19 protein-coding genes are annotated in these 19,154 nt (G+C 58.1%); 9 read left to right on the plus strand and 10 right to left on the minus strand.

Annotated features, from left to right (window positions below; translation table 11 throughout):
• The first annotated feature begins 97 nt into the window (after positions 1-97).
• Positions 98-1,285 carry a C17 cyclopropane fatty acid synthase CfaB gene (cfaB, locus tag RYB66_RS08710; RefSeq protein WP_016982161.1) on the plus strand — a complete coding sequence of 396 codons (1,188 nt, stop codon included), beginning with the start codon at positions 98-100 and terminating at the stop codon, positions 1,283-1,285.
• 88 nt (positions 1,286-1,373) lie between these two features.
• On the opposite strand, the gene RYB66_RS08715 is transcribed toward cfaB, so the two are convergent.
• From RYB66_RS08715 to cls, 3 genes are all read right to left on the minus strand, one after another.
• Positions 1,374-1,961, minus strand: coding sequence for a putative adenosine monophosphate-protein transferase Fic (locus RYB66_RS08715; RefSeq protein WP_005744902.1), 588 nt, complete (start codon positions 1,959-1,961; stop codon positions 1,374-1,376).
• Between the two features lie 3 nt (positions 1,962-1,964).
• The gene (locus RYB66_RS08720) at positions 1,965-2,435 is read right to left on the minus strand and encodes a YhfG family protein (RefSeq protein ID WP_316894253.1); all 471 of its coding nucleotides are present in this window, start codon (positions 2,433-2,435) and stop codon (positions 1,965-1,967) included.
• A 105-nt stretch (positions 2,436-2,540) separates the two neighbouring features.
• The gene (cls, locus tag RYB66_RS08725; protein WP_005781422.1) at positions 2,541-3,980 is read right to left on the minus strand and encodes a cardiolipin synthase; all 1,440 of its coding nucleotides are present in this window, start codon (positions 3,978-3,980) and stop codon (positions 2,541-2,543) included.
• 169 nt (positions 3,981-4,149) lie between these two features.
• Here cls and RYB66_RS08730 point away from each other — a divergent pair, with 169 nt between their 5' ends.
• Together RYB66_RS08730 and RYB66_RS08735 are read left to right on the plus strand one after the other, a co-directional pair.
• Complete coding sequence (locus RYB66_RS08730; protein ID WP_002555930.1) at positions 4,150-4,671, plus strand: DUF3617 domain-containing protein; 522 nt, start codon at positions 4,150-4,152, stop codon at positions 4,669-4,671.
• A 199-nt stretch (positions 4,672-4,870) separates the two neighbouring features.
• Entirely contained in the window at positions 4,871-6,097 is a 1,227-nt protein-coding gene (locus tag RYB66_RS08735) for an N-acetylmuramoyl-L-alanine amidase (RefSeq protein ID WP_316885231.1), read from the plus strand.
• A gap of 5 nt (positions 6,098-6,102) precedes the next feature.
• On the opposite strand, the gene RYB66_RS08740 is transcribed toward RYB66_RS08735, so the two are convergent.
• The gene (locus RYB66_RS08740) at positions 6,103-6,486 is read right to left on the minus strand and encodes a hypothetical protein (RefSeq protein WP_016982157.1); all 384 of its coding nucleotides are present in this window, start codon (positions 6,484-6,486) and stop codon (positions 6,103-6,105) included.
• 140 nt (positions 6,487-6,626) lie between these two features.
• Between RYB66_RS08740 and zigA the strand changes: the two genes are divergently transcribed.
• Positions 6,627-7,838: a zinc metallochaperone GTPase ZigA gene (gene zigA / locus RYB66_RS08745; RefSeq protein WP_005781428.1), complete on the plus strand. Its 1,212-nt coding sequence runs from the start codon at positions 6,627-6,629 to the stop codon at positions 7,836-7,838.
• Positions 7,838-8,488: a DUF1826 domain-containing protein gene (locus RYB66_RS08750; RefSeq protein ID WP_002555926.1), complete on the plus strand. Its 651-nt coding sequence runs from the start codon at positions 7,838-7,840 to the stop codon at positions 8,486-8,488. The genes zigA and RYB66_RS08750 overlap by 1 nt, the downstream gene beginning before the upstream one ends.
• Positions 8,489-8,492: 4 nt before the next feature.
• Here RYB66_RS08750 and RYB66_RS08755 read toward each other — a convergent pair whose 3' ends face one another.
• A complete protein-coding gene (locus RYB66_RS08755) occupies positions 8,493-8,867 on the minus strand; it encodes a hypothetical protein (RefSeq protein ID WP_004667160.1) in 375 nt (124 codons plus the stop codon).
• A gap of 52 nt (positions 8,868-8,919) precedes the next feature.
• Here RYB66_RS08755 and RYB66_RS08760 point away from each other — a divergent pair, with 52 nt between their 5' ends.
• Positions 8,920-9,891: a CobW family GTP-binding protein gene (locus RYB66_RS08760; protein WP_005781430.1), complete on the plus strand. Its 972-nt coding sequence runs from the start codon at positions 8,920-8,922 to the stop codon at positions 9,889-9,891.
• Positions 9,892-10,000: 109 nt separating this feature from the next.
• On the opposite strand, the gene RYB66_RS08765 is transcribed toward RYB66_RS08760, so the two are convergent.
• On the minus strand, positions 10,001-10,393 hold the full coding sequence (locus RYB66_RS08765; protein ID WP_004659125.1) for a DUF3301 domain-containing protein: 393 nt from the start codon (positions 10,391-10,393) through the stop codon (positions 10,001-10,003).
• Between the two features lie 118 nt (positions 10,394-10,511).
• Here RYB66_RS08765 and pdxY point away from each other — a divergent pair, with 118 nt between their 5' ends.
• Positions 10,512-11,378: a pyridoxal kinase PdxY gene (gene pdxY, locus RYB66_RS08770; RefSeq protein WP_005781432.1), complete on the plus strand. Its 867-nt coding sequence runs from the start codon at positions 10,512-10,514 to the stop codon at positions 11,376-11,378.
• Between the two features lie 48 nt (positions 11,379-11,426).
• Here the strand turns inward: pdxY and RYB66_RS08775 are convergent, their stop codons facing one another.
• Positions 11,427-11,912, minus strand: a complete 486-nt coding sequence (locus RYB66_RS08775) for an acyl-CoA thioesterase (protein ID WP_002555921.1) — start codon at positions 11,910-11,912, stop codon at positions 11,427-11,429.
• Between the two features lie 293 nt (positions 11,913-12,205).
• Between RYB66_RS08775 and RYB66_RS08780 the strand changes: the two genes are divergently transcribed.
• Positions 12,206-13,969, plus strand: coding sequence for a cation:proton antiporter (locus RYB66_RS08780; protein WP_005781434.1), 1,764 nt, complete (start codon positions 12,206-12,208; stop codon positions 13,967-13,969).
• Between the two features lie 40 nt (positions 13,970-14,009).
• On the opposite strand, the gene RYB66_RS08785 is transcribed toward RYB66_RS08780, so the two are convergent.
• From RYB66_RS08785 to uvrD, 3 genes are all read right to left on the minus strand, one after another.
• On the minus strand, positions 14,010-14,417 hold the full coding sequence (locus RYB66_RS08785) for an SMI1/KNR4 family protein (protein ID WP_004659120.1): 408 nt from the start codon (positions 14,415-14,417) through the stop codon (positions 14,010-14,012).
• 130 nt (positions 14,418-14,547) lie between these two features.
• Positions 14,548-15,390 carry a Tim44 domain-containing protein gene (locus RYB66_RS08790; RefSeq protein ID WP_004659118.1) on the minus strand — a complete coding sequence of 281 codons (843 nt, stop codon included), beginning with the start codon at positions 15,388-15,390 and terminating at the stop codon, positions 14,548-14,550.
• 384 nt (positions 15,391-15,774) lie between these two features.
• Positions 15,775-17,958 (minus strand): DNA helicase II, encoded by a 2,184-nt coding sequence (uvrD, locus tag RYB66_RS08795; RefSeq protein WP_005781439.1) that lies wholly within the window; start codon positions 17,956-17,958, stop codon positions 15,775-15,777.
• 317 nt (positions 17,959-18,275) lie between these two features.
• Here uvrD and hexR point away from each other — a divergent pair, with 317 nt between their 5' ends.
• Complete coding sequence (hexR, locus tag RYB66_RS08800; protein WP_002555915.1) at positions 18,276-19,142, plus strand: transcriptional regulator HexR; 867 nt, start codon at positions 18,276-18,278, stop codon at positions 19,140-19,142.
• Positions 19,143-19,154 lie beyond the last annotated feature (12 nt).

The raw sequence follows: 19,154 nt of genomic DNA on the forward strand, positions 1-19,154 counted from the left end.
TTGCAGTTTTGCCGTCGCCAATAGCCTTTGCGGGCCCTTTTGCGGGGCCCTTGCTGGATTACTCTTTTTGAGTTTCTGGATAAGGGGGTGATTTTGAATGCTTACACAACTTCCAACGACCTTGCAGAACCTTCATCTGCCGTTACGGCTGAAGCTCTGGGACGGCCATCAGATGGACCTGGGGCCTGCGCCCAGCGTCACGATAGTGGTCAAGGACCCGCAACTGGTCTCCGATTTCAACCACCCCAGCCTGGGCTTGCTCGGCAGTGCCTTCGTAGAGGGGCGGCTGGAGCTGGAAGGTTCGATCAGCGAAGTTGTCCGGGTTTGCGATGAACTGACTCATGCCCTTGTGGATGATGACGACAGCACCGACAACCCGATCCGCGTCCAGCATGACAAGGACACTGACGCCGCGTCGATTGCCTACCATTACGACGTATCCAACGACTTCTACCAGCTCTGGCTCGACAAAGAGATGGTCTACTCCTGCGCGTACTTCAAGACCGGTGACGAATCGCTCGAGCAGGCGCAGCAGGATAAATTCCACCACCTGTGCCGCAAGTTACGGCTCAAGCCAGGTGAGTATCTGCTGGACGTGGGGTGCGGCTGGGGCGGACTGGCGCGGTTTGCCGCTCGCGAATATGGCGCGAAGGTTTTCGGCATCACGCTCAGCGAGCAACAACTGACGCTGGCCCGTCAACGAGTGCAGGCCGAGGGCTTGCAGGACAAGGTCGACCTGCAACTGCTCGACTACCGCGACCTGCCGCAGGATGCGCGCTTCGACAAGGTGGTCAGCGTCGGTATGTTCGAGCACGTAGGGCACGCTAACTTGCCGTTGTATGCGCAATGCCTGTTCGGTGCGGTGAAGGAGGGCGGCCTGGTCATGAATCACGGGATCACCGCGCGGCATACGGATGGGCGTCCTGTCGGGCGCGGTGCCGGGGAGTTCATCGACCGCTATGTATTCCCCAACGGCGAGCTGCCGCACGTGGCCATGATCAGCGCCCATATCAGTGAAGCCGGGCTGGAAATAGTCGACGTGGAAAGCCTGCGCCCGCACTACGCCAGAACGCTGGAACACTGGAGCGCGCGGCTTGAATCAAGGCTCGGCGAAGCCGCCCGTATCGTGCCCGAACATACCCTGCGCATCTGGCGTCTGTACCTGGCGGGCTGCGCCTATGGATTCGCCAAGGGCTGGATCAACCTGCACCAGATACTCGCCGTGAAGCCCTTTGCCGATGGCAAGACCGGGTTGCCGCTGACGCGGGAGGATATTTATAGATGAGCTTTAGTTACGAACACCGAGGCCGGGATACTCTGAGAGTCTTAAGTGTCTTGAGCACGCAAGGCGGCGTTCGTGCTCGGCAGGCCGATTAGCAGAGGGTTACGATGCGCTCGAAGATGTCTTTCATGGGGCCATAGTTCACGTTGACGCCATCAATATTGGCCCTTACCCATTCCTCCTGACTGACGGTTGCCCAATCGAGCTCATAGCCTGCAGACAAGGCAAGGTGCTCAAAGAGAATGCGCTGAACCCTGCCGTTGCCTTCGCGGAAGGGGTGAATCATATTGAGTTCACAGTAATACTCTGCCAAGCCTCCGCAAAAAGCGTCTTTGTCCAATGCGCCCAGCCAGTTTTTCTTCTGAAGACTGGCAAAAATTTTAGCCGCCTCCACCTCAATTCGTGCGCAGGTACAAAAGCGAGTTCCACCTTTTGAAATATCGACACTTCTGATGTTTCCGGCCCACTCATAGAGGTCGGAAAAGAGTAGGTGATGCAGCTGTTTTAAATTGTCGAGACTGTAAGGAGGTGCGACGTACTGGACGCGATTAACGGTAACGGCAGTGATGTCTCGCTCTGCTGCTTCAAGGTCATCCATGTCTTGAATGTTCAGCTTGTTTTTCAGTACCGATGAGCCGGGATAGCAATAGTGGTCATGAGAAGCATCGTATCTGTCCATTGATCATCTTCTGTGCTTGGCCAGTATCATCTCCAAAGACGTTTTCTCGTCGGTGAAGGGTATGTGGATTCCTTCCAGTTTCGAACTGTTTATGAAATTTCTGTGTTTCTTCTCTTCAAAGCGCTTACGCGGGTCAACAACCGTACGACCGAGAACATACAGTGAGCATGTTTGTATCAGCCGGTCGAGCTCTGCTTGATTGTGTGCCGTTATTTGAAAACCCAGGCTTTTTGAGAGTTTGCGTTTGGCTTCTCTGAAGGTGTTTTCATGGGCGGCCATGTGGACGGAGGTCTTACTCGCCAAGAGCGCGGTTTTCAGAACATTCAGTTTCGAGAATAACGCTACCCAGCCATTGACCCCGAGCTTCAACATCAGCTGAGTTTCGATGCCTCTCTTCACTTCAATAAATGTTCCTAGCTTTTGCAGGTCGTCTATTCGATCAGCCTGTAACACCTGCTGCAGTGACGCCTTCATCTTGAGCCTCGTAAAATCCATCAATGCGCGTGGTTATCAAAATTCTAGTGAAAACTCATGGGTTATCCAATGTTTGAGGTGCAACAATGTAGTACACCTTAATCTTCACAGAATCGGCGAAATCAGCCGCGCCACGCGCATACCCAGTTGATGCAGGCGCCGCGTTTCGTGGCTTTCCTGCACGGATATTTCGCGGGCGAGGTTGAAGTCGGCAGTGAGCATGGATTCCACCTGGCTGGAGAAGTCGCTGTCGACCGTCAGTAGCATCAGTTCGAAGTTGAGACGGAACGAGCGGTTGTCGAGGTTTGCGCTGCCTATGGCAGTGATGTCGTTGTCGACCAGCACGACCTTCTGGTGCAGGAAGCCTGGTTCGTAACGGAATACCCGCACGCCGGCACGCACGGCATCGAAGGCGTACAGGCTGGAGGCGGCATAGACCACATAATGATCAGGCCGTGAGGGCAGCAGCAGGCGCACATCCACCCCGCGCAGTACCGCCAGGGTCAGCGCAGCGGTCACGGCTTCGTCAGGTATGAAGTAAGGGCTGGTGATCCATACGCGCTCTTCGGCAGCGTGGATGGCTTCGACGAAGAACAGCGAGCAGGTTTCCTGCGCATCGGCCGGGCCACTGGTCAGCAACTGGCAGAGCACACCATCCTCGGGAAACTCATCAGGCAGGCTCAATGGTGGCAGCTCGCGGGTGGCCCAGAACCAGTCTTCGGCGAACGACTCCTGCAGGCAGGCGACCACCGGGCCGATGACTTCTACATGGGTGTCGCGCCAGGGAGCCAGCGGCGGCTTCAGCCCCATGTATTCGTCACCCACGTTATGCCCGCCCATGTAGCCTTTCAGGCCATCGACGACGACGATCTTGCGGTGGTTGCGGAAGTTGATCTGAAAGCGATTCAACCAGCCGCCACGTGTGGCAAAGGCTTTTATCTGCACGCCACCGTCGCGCAATTTGTCGATGTAGGCCCCCGGCAGTGCGTGGCTACCGATCCGGTCATAAAGGACAAAGATGCCTACGCCCTCGGCGGCTTTTTCCAGCAGCAGTGTTTGCAGTTGGCGACCGAGGTTGTCGTCATGAATGATGAAGAACTGAATCAGGATTGTCTTTTTCGCCTCACGGATGGCTTTGAAGATCGCTCCGAAGGTTTCCTCACCATTAATCAATAACCTGACTTTGTTGTTGGCCAGTGCAGGCATGTTTCCCAACTTGGGCATGGCGCGCAACGCCGCATAGGCATCCGAGCGACGTGCTGCCACAGCTTCCTCGATCCACGGCCGCCAGTTGAGGCTGCCAATCGCAATGCGCATTTCCTGGTTGGCCTGGCGACGCGCCTTGATGTACGCGTCGAACGAGCTTCTGCCGAACACCAGATAAGGCAGCAGGGTGAAATACGGAATGAACAGCAGCGGCATCGCCCAGGCAATCGCACCTTGAGAGGTACGCACCGTCAGCAGCGCGTGAATAGCGGCGCATGTGCCCAGCAAATGAATGAAGCCGAGGACATAACCGAAAAAGTACGGGTCGTGATAATCCATGTGGAACAATGCTCCTCGTCTTTGCTGCCTAACAGACCACAGCTGAACGGGAATGTCGCTATTTTATTACCCATGCAACTGGGCGACGCCTGTGCCGTCTAAGGCTTATCTTCCGGCTGGATGATTCCGGCCCCGTTTACATCTGCAATCGCCCATCAGGAATCTTGAAATGAATAAACGCATATTGGCCTGGATGTTTTGCCTGGCAACCCCCCTGGCTCAAGCGCAGATGCTGCAACCCGGCTTGTGGGAACTGACGTCGAGCAATATGAAGGTGGACGGACAGCAATTGCCGGACATGCAATTGATGCTGGGGCAATTGCAGAATCTGCCGCCTGAGCAGCGCGCCATGATGGAACAGATGATGAAGAAGCAGGGCGTGTCGCTCGGCGGCAAGGGCGTGAGAGCCTGCCTGACACAGGCTCAGGTACAGTCTGATAACATCCCGCTGACTGATCCGGCTTCCGGGTGCACGCAAAAAATCACCGCGCGAAATGGCAAGACCTGGAACTTTCAGTTTAGCTGCCCGAAAGCTCAGGGCACCGGGCAGGCGCAGTTCCTTAGTGATCGTGAGTTCACCACAAACGTGGTAGGTACTTTTAACGCCACTGGTCAGCAACAGAATGGCAGCATGGACACTCGCGCTGTATGGCTGGGGCCACAGTGCGGCAATGTCGCCCCGCGTACCTGATCAAATTCAGAGGGTTATGTTCCACGTGGAACACTCTGTCTGAAGGCGGTGATTTTTTGTCACGTTGGCGGGGCGCCAGATGACGGAATCTTCATGAAGGGCTTCATGTTTCGTCCGTAACTGCATGTTATATTGTTACTAATGATGTGGATGAACCCTTCGTGAGCCGGGATGCTCAATTTGCTCTTTGAGATGTTCCATGCACCGACGCCAAGTGTTGCTCAACATGCTGCTGGCCAGCGCGGCCCTGACGTTGCCGTTGGGTGCGTATGCCACACAGATTCGTAACGCCCGCCTGTGGCGTACCAACGACAAGCTGCGACTGGTCCTCGACCTGAGCGGCCCGGTGCAATACAAAACCTTCACGCTTACCGCCCCCGACCGCCTGATCATCGATGTCAGCGGTTCGCGGCTCACCGGCGACTTCAGCCAGCTGGCGCTGGACCGTACCGTTATCAAGTCCATTCGCTCCGGGCACTACGGCCAGGGTGACGACACGCGCATCGTGCTGGACCTGACCGTGCCAGTGCAACTCAATAGTTTTCTGCTCGGCCCGGAAGGTGGGCAGGGACACCGGTTGGTGCTGGACATGAGTTCCACGGCCCATGCGCCCGTGCAGATGGCTGAGCTGCCGCCACCGGTGCCCGTCCCGATCCAGACCAACAAGGCGCACACCGGACGCGACATCATGGTGGTGGTCGATGCCGGTCATGGCGGCAAGGACCCGGGCGCTGTAGGTTCTCGGGGTGAACGCGAAAAAGATGTGGTGCTTTCCATCGCGCAGTTGCTGGCCAAACGCCTGAAGCGCGAGAAGGGTTTCGACGTGCGTCTGGTGCGCAACGATGACTTCTTCGTACCACTGCGCAAGCGCGTCGAGTTCGCGCACAAGTCCAACGCCGACATGTTCATCTCCGTACATGCCGACGCAGCGCCTCGTCTGACGGCCTCTGGTGCTTCGGTGTTTGCCCTTTCCGAAGGCGGTGCAACCTCGGCAACGGCGCGTTTCATGGCTCAGCGAGAAAACGGTGCCGATTTGTTGGGTGCCTCGTCGCTGCTCAACCTCAAGGACAAGGACCCGATGCTCGCCGGGGTGATTCTCGACATGTCGATGAACGCTACCATTGCAGCCAGCCTGCAACTGGGCCACACCGTTCTCGGCAGTCTGGAAGGCATTACCACGTTGCATCAGAAGCGTGTCGAGCAGGCCGGGTTCGCCGTGCTCAAGTCACCGGACGTACCGTCGATTCTGGTCGAAACCGGGTTTATCTCCAACAGTCGAGACAGTCAGCGCCTGGTCACAGCGCGCCATCAGCAGGCCGTTGCAGACGGCTTGTTCGATGGCCTGCAGCGCTATTTCCAGCGCAACCCGCCAGTGGATTCGCACATGGCCTGGCTGCAAGCGCAGAAGCAGGAACAGCAGGTCTGAGCAGGTCAACGGCAGCCGTTCAGCCGGCTGCAGGTGATCTTGCTACGCGTACCGCTTGAGCTGGACACCCGCGTGATTGTTGTCCAGCCCACGCGCTGGACAGTGCCTACCCAGGCTTCGCCATTGGAAGCCAGCCCGGTAAAAAACGTCAGCTGACCATAGCGACTGTTGGTCTGCGTCCAGCGGCGCTTATCGAGTACCTCGTAACCCTTCAACCAGGTCGTCGATCCGGCTGTGGTCACGCTGTAGCTATTGCCTTGGGCATCGCTGCACGCCAGCACCGTCGCGCTACGCGTACAGGTGGCGAGGTCGGCAGAAGGCCTGGGTGGTGCTGCCATCAAGTGCGCGCTGATCAACATCGCCACCAAACCTGTTGAAACCCGTCTCATGAAGATCCCTTCACCAACGCCGTAGCTATTATGTGTTGTTATACTATAACATCTCAGTGTGATTAGAGTCGGCTGCCTGAGGGATTCGTTGCAGCCGACATGAACAAGGTTCAAGCCTTGCAGCTGCCTGGAGAATCCTGATGGCAAATCTTCTACCCGTTACCGTTCTGTCCGGTTTTCTAGGGGCCGGTAAAAGCACTTTACTCAATTATGTGCTGCGCAATCGTGAAAACCTGCGGGTTGCCGTAATAGTCAACGATATGAGTGAGATCAATATCGACGGCAGCGAAGTTCAGCGCGATGTCAGCCTGAACCGTGCCGAAGAAAAGCTGATCGAGATGAGCAATGGCTGCATCTGCTGCACCTTGCGCGAGGACTTGCTCGAAGAGGTCAGTCGTCTTGCTCAGGACGGTCGTTTTGACTATTTATTGATCGAATCCACTGGAATCTCCGAACCACTGCCAGTGGCCGAGACCTTCACTTTTCGTGACGAAGCTGGCAAAAGCCTGATGGATCTGGCGCGTCTGGACACCATGGTCACCGTCGTCGATGGCGTGAATTTTCTGCTCGACTACGAAGCGGCGGACGGCTTGTCCACACGCGGTGAAAGCCTGGGTGAAGACGATGACCGCTCGATTACCGACCTGCTGATCGAGCAGATCGAATTTGCCGACGTCATCCTGCTCAGCAAGATCGACCTGATCAGCTCCAGTGAGCGCGAAGAGCTGATGGCGATCCTGAAGCGCCTCAACCCCGAAGCCGAGATTGTGCCGATGGTGATGGGCCAGGTGCCGTTGGCGACGATTCTCAACACCGGGCGTTTTGACTTCCAGCGCGCGTCTCAGGCACCGGGCTGGCTCAAGGAAATGCGCGGCGAACACACGCCGGAAACCGAAGAGTACGGCATAGCATCAACTGCCTATCGTGCCCGGCGCCCGTTCCATCCGGAGCGTTTTTTCAATTTCATCAATCGCCCGTGGACCAATGGCAAACTGCTGCGCTCCAAAGGCTTCTTCTGGCTGGCCAGCAAATACAAGGATGCAGGTAGCTGGTCGCAGGCGGGCGGCTTGATGCGCCACGGTTTTGCCGGACGCTGGTGGCGCTTCGTGAACCGTGAAAGCTGGCCAGAGGACAGAGAAAGCGTCAAATCCATTCTGGAGAACTGGTCGACTGAAACCGGTGACTGCCGTCAGGAACTGGTGTTCATCGGTCAGAACATTGATTTTGCCCTGCTGACAGCCGAACTGGACAAATGCCTGCTCACTGATACCGAGATGGCGGCGGGTGTCGAGCGCTGGCGCACGCTGGCCGATCCTTTTGGCGACTGGTACGAAGAAGAGGTGGCTGCCTGATGCTGGCCTATCGTTTGAATGACAAGAACGCCGTTCGTCAGGCACACGGCGGCACGCCTGAGGTATTGAGCGAGATCCTCCAGGATGACGTCAACCTTGCGGTCTGGCAGCGTCAGCTGCCTGCGCACATCGAAGATTTCGGTGCCTTGTTGCTGTCGATGGGCGAGCCCCTTGCCGAGTCCATGCCCCTGCAAGTAAGGGGGGGTGAAGTCGAGCCTGACCTGACCACGCTGGCTCGGGGATATTCCGATTTGCAGGGGTATCAGGGCTTCATTGCCGACGTTTCCTGGCTGGTCAGCGCTTATGCCTGTCTGCTGGGTGCCGAGTGCGTTGGCCTGCGCCTGCGGGTGCTCGATAAAGCCATGTGCCCGCGTTTCCATGTCGATCATGTGCCGGTGCGCCTCATCACCACTTACGGCGGGGTGGGCAGCCAGTGGCTGCATGAAGACGTCATGGACCGCAAACAACTCGGTCGCCTCGATGCCGAGCCCACCAATGCCGCCGACATCCAGCAGATCAACAGCGGGGAAGTGGCGTTGCTCAAGGGTGAACGCTGGCACGGTAACGAAGGCTTCGGTTTGATCCATCGCTCGCCGCAACTGCTGCGTAACGAGCGCAGGTTGATTCTGACGCTGGACTGGCTGGACTGAAGCTTTATTCAGGCGTTACCCATTGCCCCTTGCTCTGGCCTTCACAGAAGGGCTTGAGGTACAGCGCGTCACGGGCGACCCCGTAATAGTGAATGTGCTCGCGATACGGCAGATTGGCGACCTGCGCATTGCGACAGACACCGAAGGCACCTGCCGGGCACTGTTGCGAGTAGGTCGTTTCGGTCTTCTGCCCGGCCAGTTGTGGCTTGCAGAAGCTGTCGTGGAACAGGTCTGCCGGGATATTGATATTTTCCTGGCAGACTTTCACATCCAGCCTTTCGGCCTGGCTGTGGACCAGACACGCCTCGGCCCACGCCGTACCCGAACTCACCGCCAGCAGCGTCAGTGCCAGGCGGACGGGCAGCCACATCACTTGCATCATTACCCTTCCTTGCTCTTCAATGACCCACGCATTCGTCAAAAGTGATCCCATGCTGCAAAACATACCGACGCATGTCATCGGTGGCCCGCTGGGCGCCGGCAAGACCAGCCTGATCAAACGCCTGCTGGCGCACAAACCCGCCCATGAACGCTGGGCCGTGTTAATCAATGAGTTCGGGCAGATCGGTCTGGATGCCGCCCTGCTGACCACGGATGCCGATGGTATCGCACTTGGCGAAGTGGCTGGCGGCTGCCTGTGTTGCGTCAATGGCGTGCCGTTCCAGATCGGTCTGGGGCGGTTGTTGCGCAAGGCCCGGCCTGATCGTCTGCTGATCGAGCCTTCGGGGTTGGGTCATCCTGCGCAACTCATGGCGCAATTGCGCGAGGCGCCCTGGCGTGGCGTCCTGAATGTTCAGCCCGGCGTGGTGGTGCTGGACGCGCAAGCAATGCTCGCCGGACAACCGTTGCCGAGCACTCAACAGGAAGCACTGGCGGATGCAGGGCTTGTGGTCATGAACAAGTCCGAGCAGCTGGATGAAGTCTCTCGCTTGGCATTGGCCGAACAGTTGCTGCCGCACGCCTTGATCTGGACCCGATACGGGGAGCTGCACCCGAGCCAAATACCGGGGTTCAACGCCGCTGCCGTTGTGGATAAACAGGCTGTGGATAAGTTGATGCTGCCCAACAGCGTTGGCCAGTTGCCTGCGCTATGGGTCGACCCGAAGGTACCGATCTGCCTGATTCAGGCCAGTGCTGAAAGCTGGAGCATCGGCTGGCGCTGGCATCCCTCGCAACGCTTTGACCTGCAGCGCATTCTGTACTGGCTGGAAAGCATTGAGTGGCGGCGCGCGAAGATGGTTATCCACAGCGAAGGCGGCTGGTATTCCGGCAACGTGGTCGACGGTGCTCCGCTGGCCTGGCAAATCAGCGAATGGCGTCAGGATTCACGCCTGGAATTGATCTTCTCTACACCGCAGGATGTGGATAAGTTGCAGGCGCAGATGGTGGAGTGTCTGGCGTGATGCGCCGCTTGCTCGCGAAGGCGACCCTTCAAACGCCCTCTTTTCGGGGGCTTTGACGCCCTCTTCGCGAGCAAGCTCGCTCCCACAACGATTTGCATTTAACCAGCCGCTACTGCTTCCATTTCTGATGCGATTGACGCCACTCGCTCATTTGAATAATTTCAGCGCTGGGTGGTGGCGTCTTGATTTCAAACGGGTAGGGTGCCAGTTCGATTTGCGCAGTGTGCGCGCCGAACATGGTGATCGTGCCAGGGTGACGCTGCTCGCCGGTCACGGTGAACTCGAAGCCATACACGCGGGCCAGGCGCTTGCGACCCTGAGCGTCGAGGGCAAAGGTCAGGCGGCGCAGGGCAACGGCGTCGTCCAGCAGTTGCAGCTCAAGGCGTGCACAATGCTGCTTGACGCGCGCCAGCGCTTTCTCTCGCAGACCATGGGCGTGCCACCACCAGGCCGCAGCACTTGCGAACAGCATCAGCACGAAGATGTTTCCCAGGGTCAGCATGACGGAGTGCTCCAGCGTAGGAGTTACCAGCTTAACTGCCCTGAGTGATTTACAGCCATACTGCGCAACTTATATTTCTCATTATTGCATTTGCATCGTGTTCAGGATTCCGCCCCCAATGAAACGTACGCCTCACTTGCTCGCTATCCAGTCCCATGTGGTATTCGGCCACGCCGGCAACAGCGCAGCGGTGTTCCCGATGCAGCGTATCGGGGTCAATGTCTGGCCGCTCAATACGGTTCAGTTTTCCAACCACACGCAATACAAGCAGTGGACAGGCGAAGTGCTGGCCCCGCAGCAGATTCCCGCGCTGATTGAGGGGATAGCCGCCATCGGCGAGCTGGGCAACTGTGATGCCGTGCTGTCCGGGTATCTGGGCAGTGCGGCGCAGGGCAGGGCGATTCTGACCGGCGTGGCGCGCATCAAGGCTGCCAATCCGAAGGCGCTGTACCTGTGCGACCCGGTGATGGGCCATCCTGAAAAAGGCTGCATCGTTGCGCCCGAAGTCAGCGACTTCCTGCTGGAAGAGGCTGCGGCCATGGCAGATTTCATGTGTCCCAATCAGTTGGAGCTGGACAGCTTCTCTGGCCGCAAGCCCGAATCGCTGGCCGACTGCCTGGCGATGGCGCGGGCCTTGCTGGCGCGGGGTCCCAAAGCGGTTGTCGTCAAACACCTTGATTACCCCGGCAAGGCTGCCGACGGCTTTGAAATGCTGTTGGTGACCGCCGAGGCAAGCTGGCATCTGCGCCGTCCGCTATTGGCATTTCCACGCCAGCCGGTCGGTGTGGGGGATCTGACGTCCGGGTTGTTCCTGTCACGCATTTTACTGGGCGACGATTTGGTCGCAGCGTTCGAATTCACCGCAGCGGCAGTCCACGAAGTGTTGCTGGAAACGCAGGCTTGCGGCAGTTACGAGCTGGAACTGGTGCGCGCCCAAGATCGCATCGCGCATCCACGGGTGAAGTTCGACGCTGTGCGTCTGTAACCTTCAGATGCAACCGAGGGCTCAGGCATCCATGTCTGAGCCTGTCCCTTACAAGGCTTCTTCCTTGATGTCCTGATAACGCTTTTCCAGTTCCTGACGAATCTGGCGGCGTTGTTGCGCCTGAATGAAACGACGCTTGCCTTCCGGGGTTTCCGGTTCCAAAGGCGGTACGCTGGCGGGTTTGCGATTGTCGTCCACGGCAACCATGGTGAAGAAGCAACTGTTGGAATGGCGTACCGAGCGCTCGCGGATGTTTTCGGTGACCACCTTGATGCCCACCTCCATGGACGTGTTGCCGGTGTAATTGACCGAGGCGAGAAAGGTCACCAGTTCGCCGACATGCACCGGCTCGCGAAAAATCACCTGGTCCACCGACAGCGTTACCACATAGCGTCCGGCGTAGCGGCTGGCACACGCGTAGGCCACTTCGTCCAGGTACTTGAGCAACGTACCGCCGTGTACATTGCCAGAGAAGTTGGCCATGTCCGGGGTCATCAATACAGTCATCGACAGCTGGGCGTTTCCGGGTTCCATAGCGTACTCACACGGTCAAGGTGTTCAAGGGGCGCCTATGCTGGCGCTCAATGGGGCTTGCGACAGTTATCGGGACGCTGGCCAGCAGGCGGCCGTCACGCGTCATAACTATCTGTTTCCATATATTGCACCGGCTTTATGTCGAAGGGGGCGGTGTTAACCTGCAAAAACCCGTGGATCGGGAATTTTCCTACGCTTTCATCCGATTTTGATGGCGCAATTACCCGCCGACGCCGTTGCAAGAACAGCGCCAGCGGTTTTGGGAGTCATCACCCACAAGGAGCCGTACCCCCATGCATGCCATCAATTTCATTCAGGACCTGGCAGTAATCATGCTGGTGGCCGGCGTGGTGACCATCCTTTTTCACCGTCTCAGGCAGCCAGTGGTGCTCGGTTATATCGTGGCGGGCTTCATTATCGGTCCGCATACACCACCGGTCAGCCTGATTCACGATGAGGACACCATCAAGATTCTGGCCGAGCTGGGAGTGATTTTCCTGATGTTCTGCCTGGGGCTGGAATTCAGCCTGCGCAAGTTGTTCAAGGTCGGCGCGACGGCGTTCATCGCGGCTTTCCTGGAAATTGCCCTGATGATCTGGATCGGCTACGAGATCGGCCAGTTCTTTGGCTGGAAAACCATGGACTCGCTGTTTCTCGGCGCGATTCTGGCGATCTCTTCCACCACCATCATCGTCAAGGCGCTCAACGACCTGAAGATGAAGAACCAGCATTTTGCCCAGTTGATCTTCGGTGTGCTGATCGTCGAAGACATTCTCGGCATCGGCATTATTGCGCTGTTGTCCGGCATCGCAGTCAGCGGCTCCGTCAGTTCGGGGGAAGTGTTTTCCACGGTCGGCAAACTGTCGCTGTTCATGATCGTAGCGCTGGTGATCGGGATTCTGCTGGTGCCCCGTTTGCTGGCCTATGTCGCCAGGTTCGAAAGCAATGAAATGCTGTTGATTACCGTGCTGGGCCTGTGTTTCGGCTTCTGTCTGCTGGTGGTCAAGCTGGAATACAGCATGGTGCTGGGCGCGTTCCTGATCGGCGCTATCATGGCCGAGTCGCGTGAGCTGCTGAAAATCGAGCGATTGATAGAACCGGTTCGCGACATGTTCAGTGCAATCTTTTTTGTCGCCATCGGTTTGATGATCGACCCGAAAATCCTGCTGGAATATGCCTGGCCGATTGCAGTCATCACTGTCGCTGTGGTGCTGGGCAAAATACTATCTTGCGGCCTTGGGGCGTTTATCGCCGGCAATGACGGTCGCACCTCATTGCGCGTGGGGATGGGGCTTTCACAAATTGGCGAGTTCTCCTTCATCATCGCGGCGCTGGGCATGACCCTGCAGGTCACCAGCGACTTTCTCTACCCGGTGGCAGTGGCGGTATCAGCCATTACTACTTTGCTGACGCCCTATCTGATTCGCGGTGCCGATCCGCTGTCACTCAAGCTGGCGTCGATAATGCCCCGGCGGGTTGCACGGGTGTTCGGCATGTACGGCGAGTGGCTGCGCAGCATTCAGCCGCAAGGGCAAAGTGCAGTGCTTGCCGGGATGATCCGGCGGATTCTGCTACAGGTCGGGGTCAATCTGGCGCTGGTAATGGCGATTTTCTTCAGCGGCGGCTACTTTGCCGAGCATCTTGGCGGGTACATGGACGAATGGGTGGCGGATGTCAGTCACCAGAAAGCCTGGATCTGCGGCGCGGCGTTGCTGCTGTCGCTGCCGTTTCTGATTGCGGCGTATCGCAAGCTCAAGGCGCTGTCGATGCTGCTGGCGGAGATGGGCGTCAAACCCGAGATGGCGGGCCGACATACCGTGCGGGTGCGCAAGGTCGTGGCGGAAGTGATTCCGCTGTTGTCGCTGGTGGTGATTTTCGTGATGTTGGCAGCATTGTCGGCAAGCATTCTGCCTGCCAACGAATTGCTGCTGGTCATCGCCCTGATTGCCGCTCTGGTTGCGGCACTGCTTTGGCGCTGGCTGATCCGCGTGCATACGCGGATGCAGATCGCGCTGCTGGAGACGCTGGGCAATAATCAGGAATCGTCCGGGCATTGAGCCCGGCGATTACCTTACAGTTTTTACCAAACGGGGTGTCTCAGCTTTCCAGCCAGACATCCCGAGCCCAGTGCCAGACTGACTCCCAGCTTTCCTCGGTGACCAGTTCCTCTTCGGCGGACCACAGCACGACCGTGCCGTCTTCCTCGACGCAGTAGTAGTCGTCGCCGTCCTGGCAGATCGGAATCAGCTCGCGCGGCACGCCCAGATCCCAGGCCGTGGCGGCCACGTCCGGCAAATAGGTGTGCGACTGCGGATCGGTCACGGTGACGGGCTCAAGGCTGCCGTACACCACATCGCTGACCGTCAGGAGAAACTCTTTGAAGACGAACGGAATATTGATGAACAGCTGTTCTTCAATTTCGACCAGTTGGTCTTCGTCTGGCAGCTCAAGCGGAACCGGGACCGGTTCGTTTGCTTCACGCAGTTGTTCGATGACTTCTTCCACGACACAGATCCTCTCACTTGATGGCGCGGGTTATACAGTAGCGTAAAGCCTTTCTCAAAATAACTATCCGAACGGATAAGCAAAAACCCCGGACATGTCCGGGGTTCTGAACGCGAGAAAGGAATCTGGTTCAACCGTTCTGGCGAATTCCTGCTACCAGCCACGGCTGGTTATCACCCTGTGGGCGCTCCATATTCCAGCTTTCGCTGAACACTTCGCCCTGGTCGAAGCGCGACGACTTGGACACGCCCGAGAAGGTCAGGGTAGCGATGGTCTTGTCGGCGCGATCATCCACACCGTCCAGTTGAACCTGGAGGTTGTCGATGTAGGTCGACTGAAAGCCATCGCCCAGGTCCGCACGTTCCTTTTTCAGGAACTGCAGCATTTGCGGGGTAACGAACTCGGCGATCTTGTCCATTTCGTTGGCGTCCCAGTGCTGCTGCAGCGACTGGAAGTGGCCACGAGCGGCTTCCAGAAAGCGCTCTTCGTTGAACCAGGCCGGGGCGTTGATCACTGGCGCAGCGGAGGCCGGTGAGGAACTGCCGAAGATCGGGTTCTGCGCAGGCTGGCTGCTTTCACGCTGGTACGGTGCACCGGCAGCGGCCATTTTCGGCTGTTGCTGCTGACGACGACGCGCAATGAAGCGGAAGATCAGGAAGGCGATGAGACCCATGATCAGGATGTCGAACAGTTGCAGGCCGTTGAAGCCGTCACCCATGAACATCGACGCGAGCAGGCCACCGGCAGCGATACCGGCCAATGGGCCCAGCCAGCGCGACGCACCGCTTGCCGCAGGCGCAGGACGGCCAGCAGCGTTAGGTGCAGCCGCCGGAGTGGAGGGTGCGGTCTGGCGTGCCTGATGCGTAGGCGCCGAGCCCATGCTCTTGCCGCCACCGAAACGCGCGGCGTTCACATCCAGGCTCATGGTGAGCCCGATGCACAGCGCCATCGCGATGCTAAGAAAACGTTGCATAAGGGTATTCCCGTTTTGTGATTGCACGCGCGCCATGTTGCACAGCAGATGACTACATGACCAGCGCGTTAGTGTTTCGGACTTTTACATAAATAGCGTAGGACTTTTCAGCGCGCTTCGTAAGACTTTTGATTAGCCTCACGCACCGAGGTTATACACAGGTCTTGGAACGCCTGGAATAAATGGCCCCTGTGCATCTGCCCGAAGGGCGTGGGAGCGAACTTGTTCGCGAAAAGGTCTTTATAATCGCCGAAAATGCATCGACTGAAACAGCGCCTTCGCGAGCAATCTCGCTCCCACGGCCTGCGGCCAGAATCAAAAGCGGACTAATGTATGACGCCGAGCGCGGGAACAAGAACTGGCACCGCGCCCAACCACTGAACGCTACAACGGCACCAGCTTCGCATAGCCCATCATCAGCCACTTGCTGCCTTCGGCGAAGTTGACCTGCACCCGTGCCTGAGCGCCAGCGCCCTCGAAGTTGAGGATCACGCCTTCGCCGAACACCGCATGCTGTACGCGCTGGCCCATGGTGAACTCGGTTTCCGGAATGCCGGTGCCGTTGAACAGGCTGCTGCTGTTGAACTTAGGAGTGCCACCGAACGGGCGACTCACGCTGTTGGACAGGCGCACTTCCTGGATCAGCGCCGGCGGAATCTCGCGTACAAAACGCGAGACCTTGTTGTAGGTTTCGCTGCCGTACAGACGACGCGTTTCGGCGTAGGTCATCACCAGCTGTTTCATGGCGCGGGTGATGCCGACATAAGCCAGACGTCGCTCTTCTTCCAGGCGCCCCGGCTCTTCCAGACTCATCTTGTGCGGGAACAGCCCTTCCTCCATGCCCACCAGGAACACATGCGGAAACTCCAGGCCCTTGGCGCTGTGCAGGGTCATCAGCTGAATGCTGTCTTCATGCTCCTGCGCCTGGGTGTCGCCTGCTTCCAGCGAGGCATGCCCCAAAAACGCTGCCAGTGGCGTCAGGTCTTCTTCGCTTTCGTGATTCTCGAAAGCACGGGCCGCGCTGACCAGTTCCTCAAGGTTTTCTACCCGCGCCTGGCCTTTCTCGCCTTTTTCCTGCTCGTGATAGGTGATCAGCCCGGACTGCTCGATAACCGTCTGGGTCATCAGGTGCAGCGGCATCTCCATGACCTTCGCCGACAGGTTCTCGATCAGCTCGATGAACCCGCCCAGGGCCGTGGCGGCGCGGCCGGTCAGGCCCTTGTTAGCGACCAGCAGGCGCATGGCTTCCCACATGGAGACGTCGGCATGACGCGCATGCTCGCGAATCGCTTCGACGGTTTTTTCGCCGATGCCGCGAGCCGGAACGTTGATCACCCGCTCCAGCGCTGCATCGTTGCCACGACCTTCCAGCAAGCGCATATACGCCATCGCGTTCTTGATTTCGGCGCGCTCGAAGAAGCGCTGCCCGCCGTAAATGCGATATGGAATACGTTCGCGCAGCAGGGCTTCTTCCAGCACCCGCGACTGGGCGTTGGAACGGTACAGAATGGCGATGTCGTTGCGCGAGATGCCGGTTTGCAGCGCGTTTTCGATGGTCTCGACCACATAGCGCGCCTCATCGTGTTCGTTGAAAGCGGCATACAGGTTGATCAGCTCGCCATCGCCGACGTCAGTCCACAACTCCTTGCCCAGGCGACCGCTGTTATTGACGATCAAGCCGTTGGCGGCCTTGAGGATGCTCGCTGTGGAGCGGTAATTCTGCTCCAGACGGATGACTTCGGTGTCCGGGAAGTCAGACGAATACTGGTGGATGTTCTCGATCTTCGCGCCACGCCAGCCGTAAATGGACTGATCGTCATCGCCGACCACCATCAGGCTGTCGCCGCCCTGAGCGAGCAGACGCAGCCACGCGTATTGCACGGCGTTGGTATCCTGGAATTCATCCACCAATACATGGCGGAAACGACGCTGATAATGCGCGAGCAAACCCGGATTATCGCGCCACAGGTCGAGTGCGCGCAGCAGCAGTTCGGAGAAGTCGATGACGCCAGCCCGCTGACAGGCGACCTCGTAGGCTTCGTAGACGCTTTTCATGGTGGTCAGGAACAGATCGCCGCTGGCCTGAATATGTTTCGGGCGCAGGCCTTCATCTTTCTGGCCGTTGATGAACCACTGTGCCTGACGTGCAGGCCAGCGTTGCTCATCCAGGCCCAGCTCGCGCATCACGCGTTTTACCAAGCGCTGCTGGTCATCGCTGTCGAGAATCTGGAAGGTTTGCACCAGCCCGGCTTCCTGCCAGTGCGCTCGCAGCAGGCGGTGGGCCAGACCGTGGAAGGTGCCCACCCACATGCCAGCAGGGCTGATGCCCATCAGCTGCTCGATGCGGTGGCGCATTTCGGCGGCAGCCTTGTTGGTGAACGTCACCGACAGAACCGAATGCGGGGAGGCTTGCTCGACCTGCATCAGCCATGCGATGCGATGCACCAGCACACGGGTTTTGCCGGAGCCAGCACCAGCCAGGACCAACTGACGACCCAATGAGGCGGCTACGGCCTGACGTTGGGCATCGTTGAGGGAATTCAGAAGAAGAGAGAGATCATCGCGCATCCGCGCATTCTAGGGTGCTGCGTCATGCCGGGCAAACCATGCTTTGCGTCAGGCAATAAAAATGACCGGGTGCTGACGACCGGTCGTCGAGCGTTGCAGGGTCGAGCGCGGTCAGTCGACCTTGAAGATTGGCCATTCGCAGGCCAGGCGCAGGATTCCGCGTAATGTAGGATTATTCCCACAATTTTTTTCGATTCACCCATTCAGGGCCCGTGTAACAGGTTTCAGCGTCGTTTAACTGGGCGGTTTGCAGGTCATGTAGTATAACTACAAGAAAGCTACAACCCAGCCCATCTTCCTTTTGCCGAGTCTGCCCCTTGAATCTGCTGCAACACATCGCCCAGTCACGTAATTTGCTGCGCAAATCGGAGCTCAAGGTTGCCGATCATGTGCTGCTTGACCCTGCGGCTGTGATGCACAGTTCCATGGCGGATCTGGCGCACAGCGTCGGCATCAGTGAGCCGACCATCGTGCGCTTCTGCCGCGCCATTGGGTGCACCGGGTTTCAGGACCTCAAGCTCAAGCTGGCGCAGAGTCTGGCAGCGGGTGCGAGTTTCGGCCAGTTCGCGATTCACGAAGACGATTCGGTCGCCGACTACAGCCTGAAGATTTTCGACACTACCCTGCACACGCTGATGGAAGTGCGCGAAAACCTCGACCCCCATGCTTTACAGATGGCAGTCACGGCCATGGCCGGGGCCAATCGGGTCGAATTTTATGGGTTTGGCGCTTCCGGTGCAGTGGCTGCCGATGCGCAGCACAAGTTCTTTCGTTTGCTGCTGACCGCGGCAGCGTATTCCGACCCGCACATGCAGGCGATGTCGGCGGTCACGCTCAAGCCGACAGACGTCGCGGTATGCATTTCCCAGTCGGGGCGCTCCAAGGACTTGCTGATCACCGCCAATCTGGTCCGCGAGAGCGGCGCGACGCTGATTACCTTGTGCCCAAGCCAGACGCCGCTGGCCGAGCTGTCATCGGTCAATCTGGCCATCGATGTACATGAAGACACCGAAATCTACACGCCGCTGACGTCCCGTATCGCGCACCTGGTGGTGATCGATGTGCTGGCGATGGGTGTGGCAATGGCCCGCGGCCCGAGCCTGGTCAATCACCTCAAGAGCGTCAAGCGCAGCCTGCGCGGCTTGCGTCTGTCGCCGAAGTCGATAAAGACTCACGAAGACTGATCGCTCAACCGA

Source organism: Pseudomonas syringae group sp. 243L2 (assembly GCF_032587875.1).
In the GTDB taxonomy this organism is placed as follows: Bacteria; Pseudomonadota; Gammaproteobacteria; order Pseudomonadales; family Pseudomonadaceae; genus Aquipseudomonas; species Aquipseudomonas amygdali.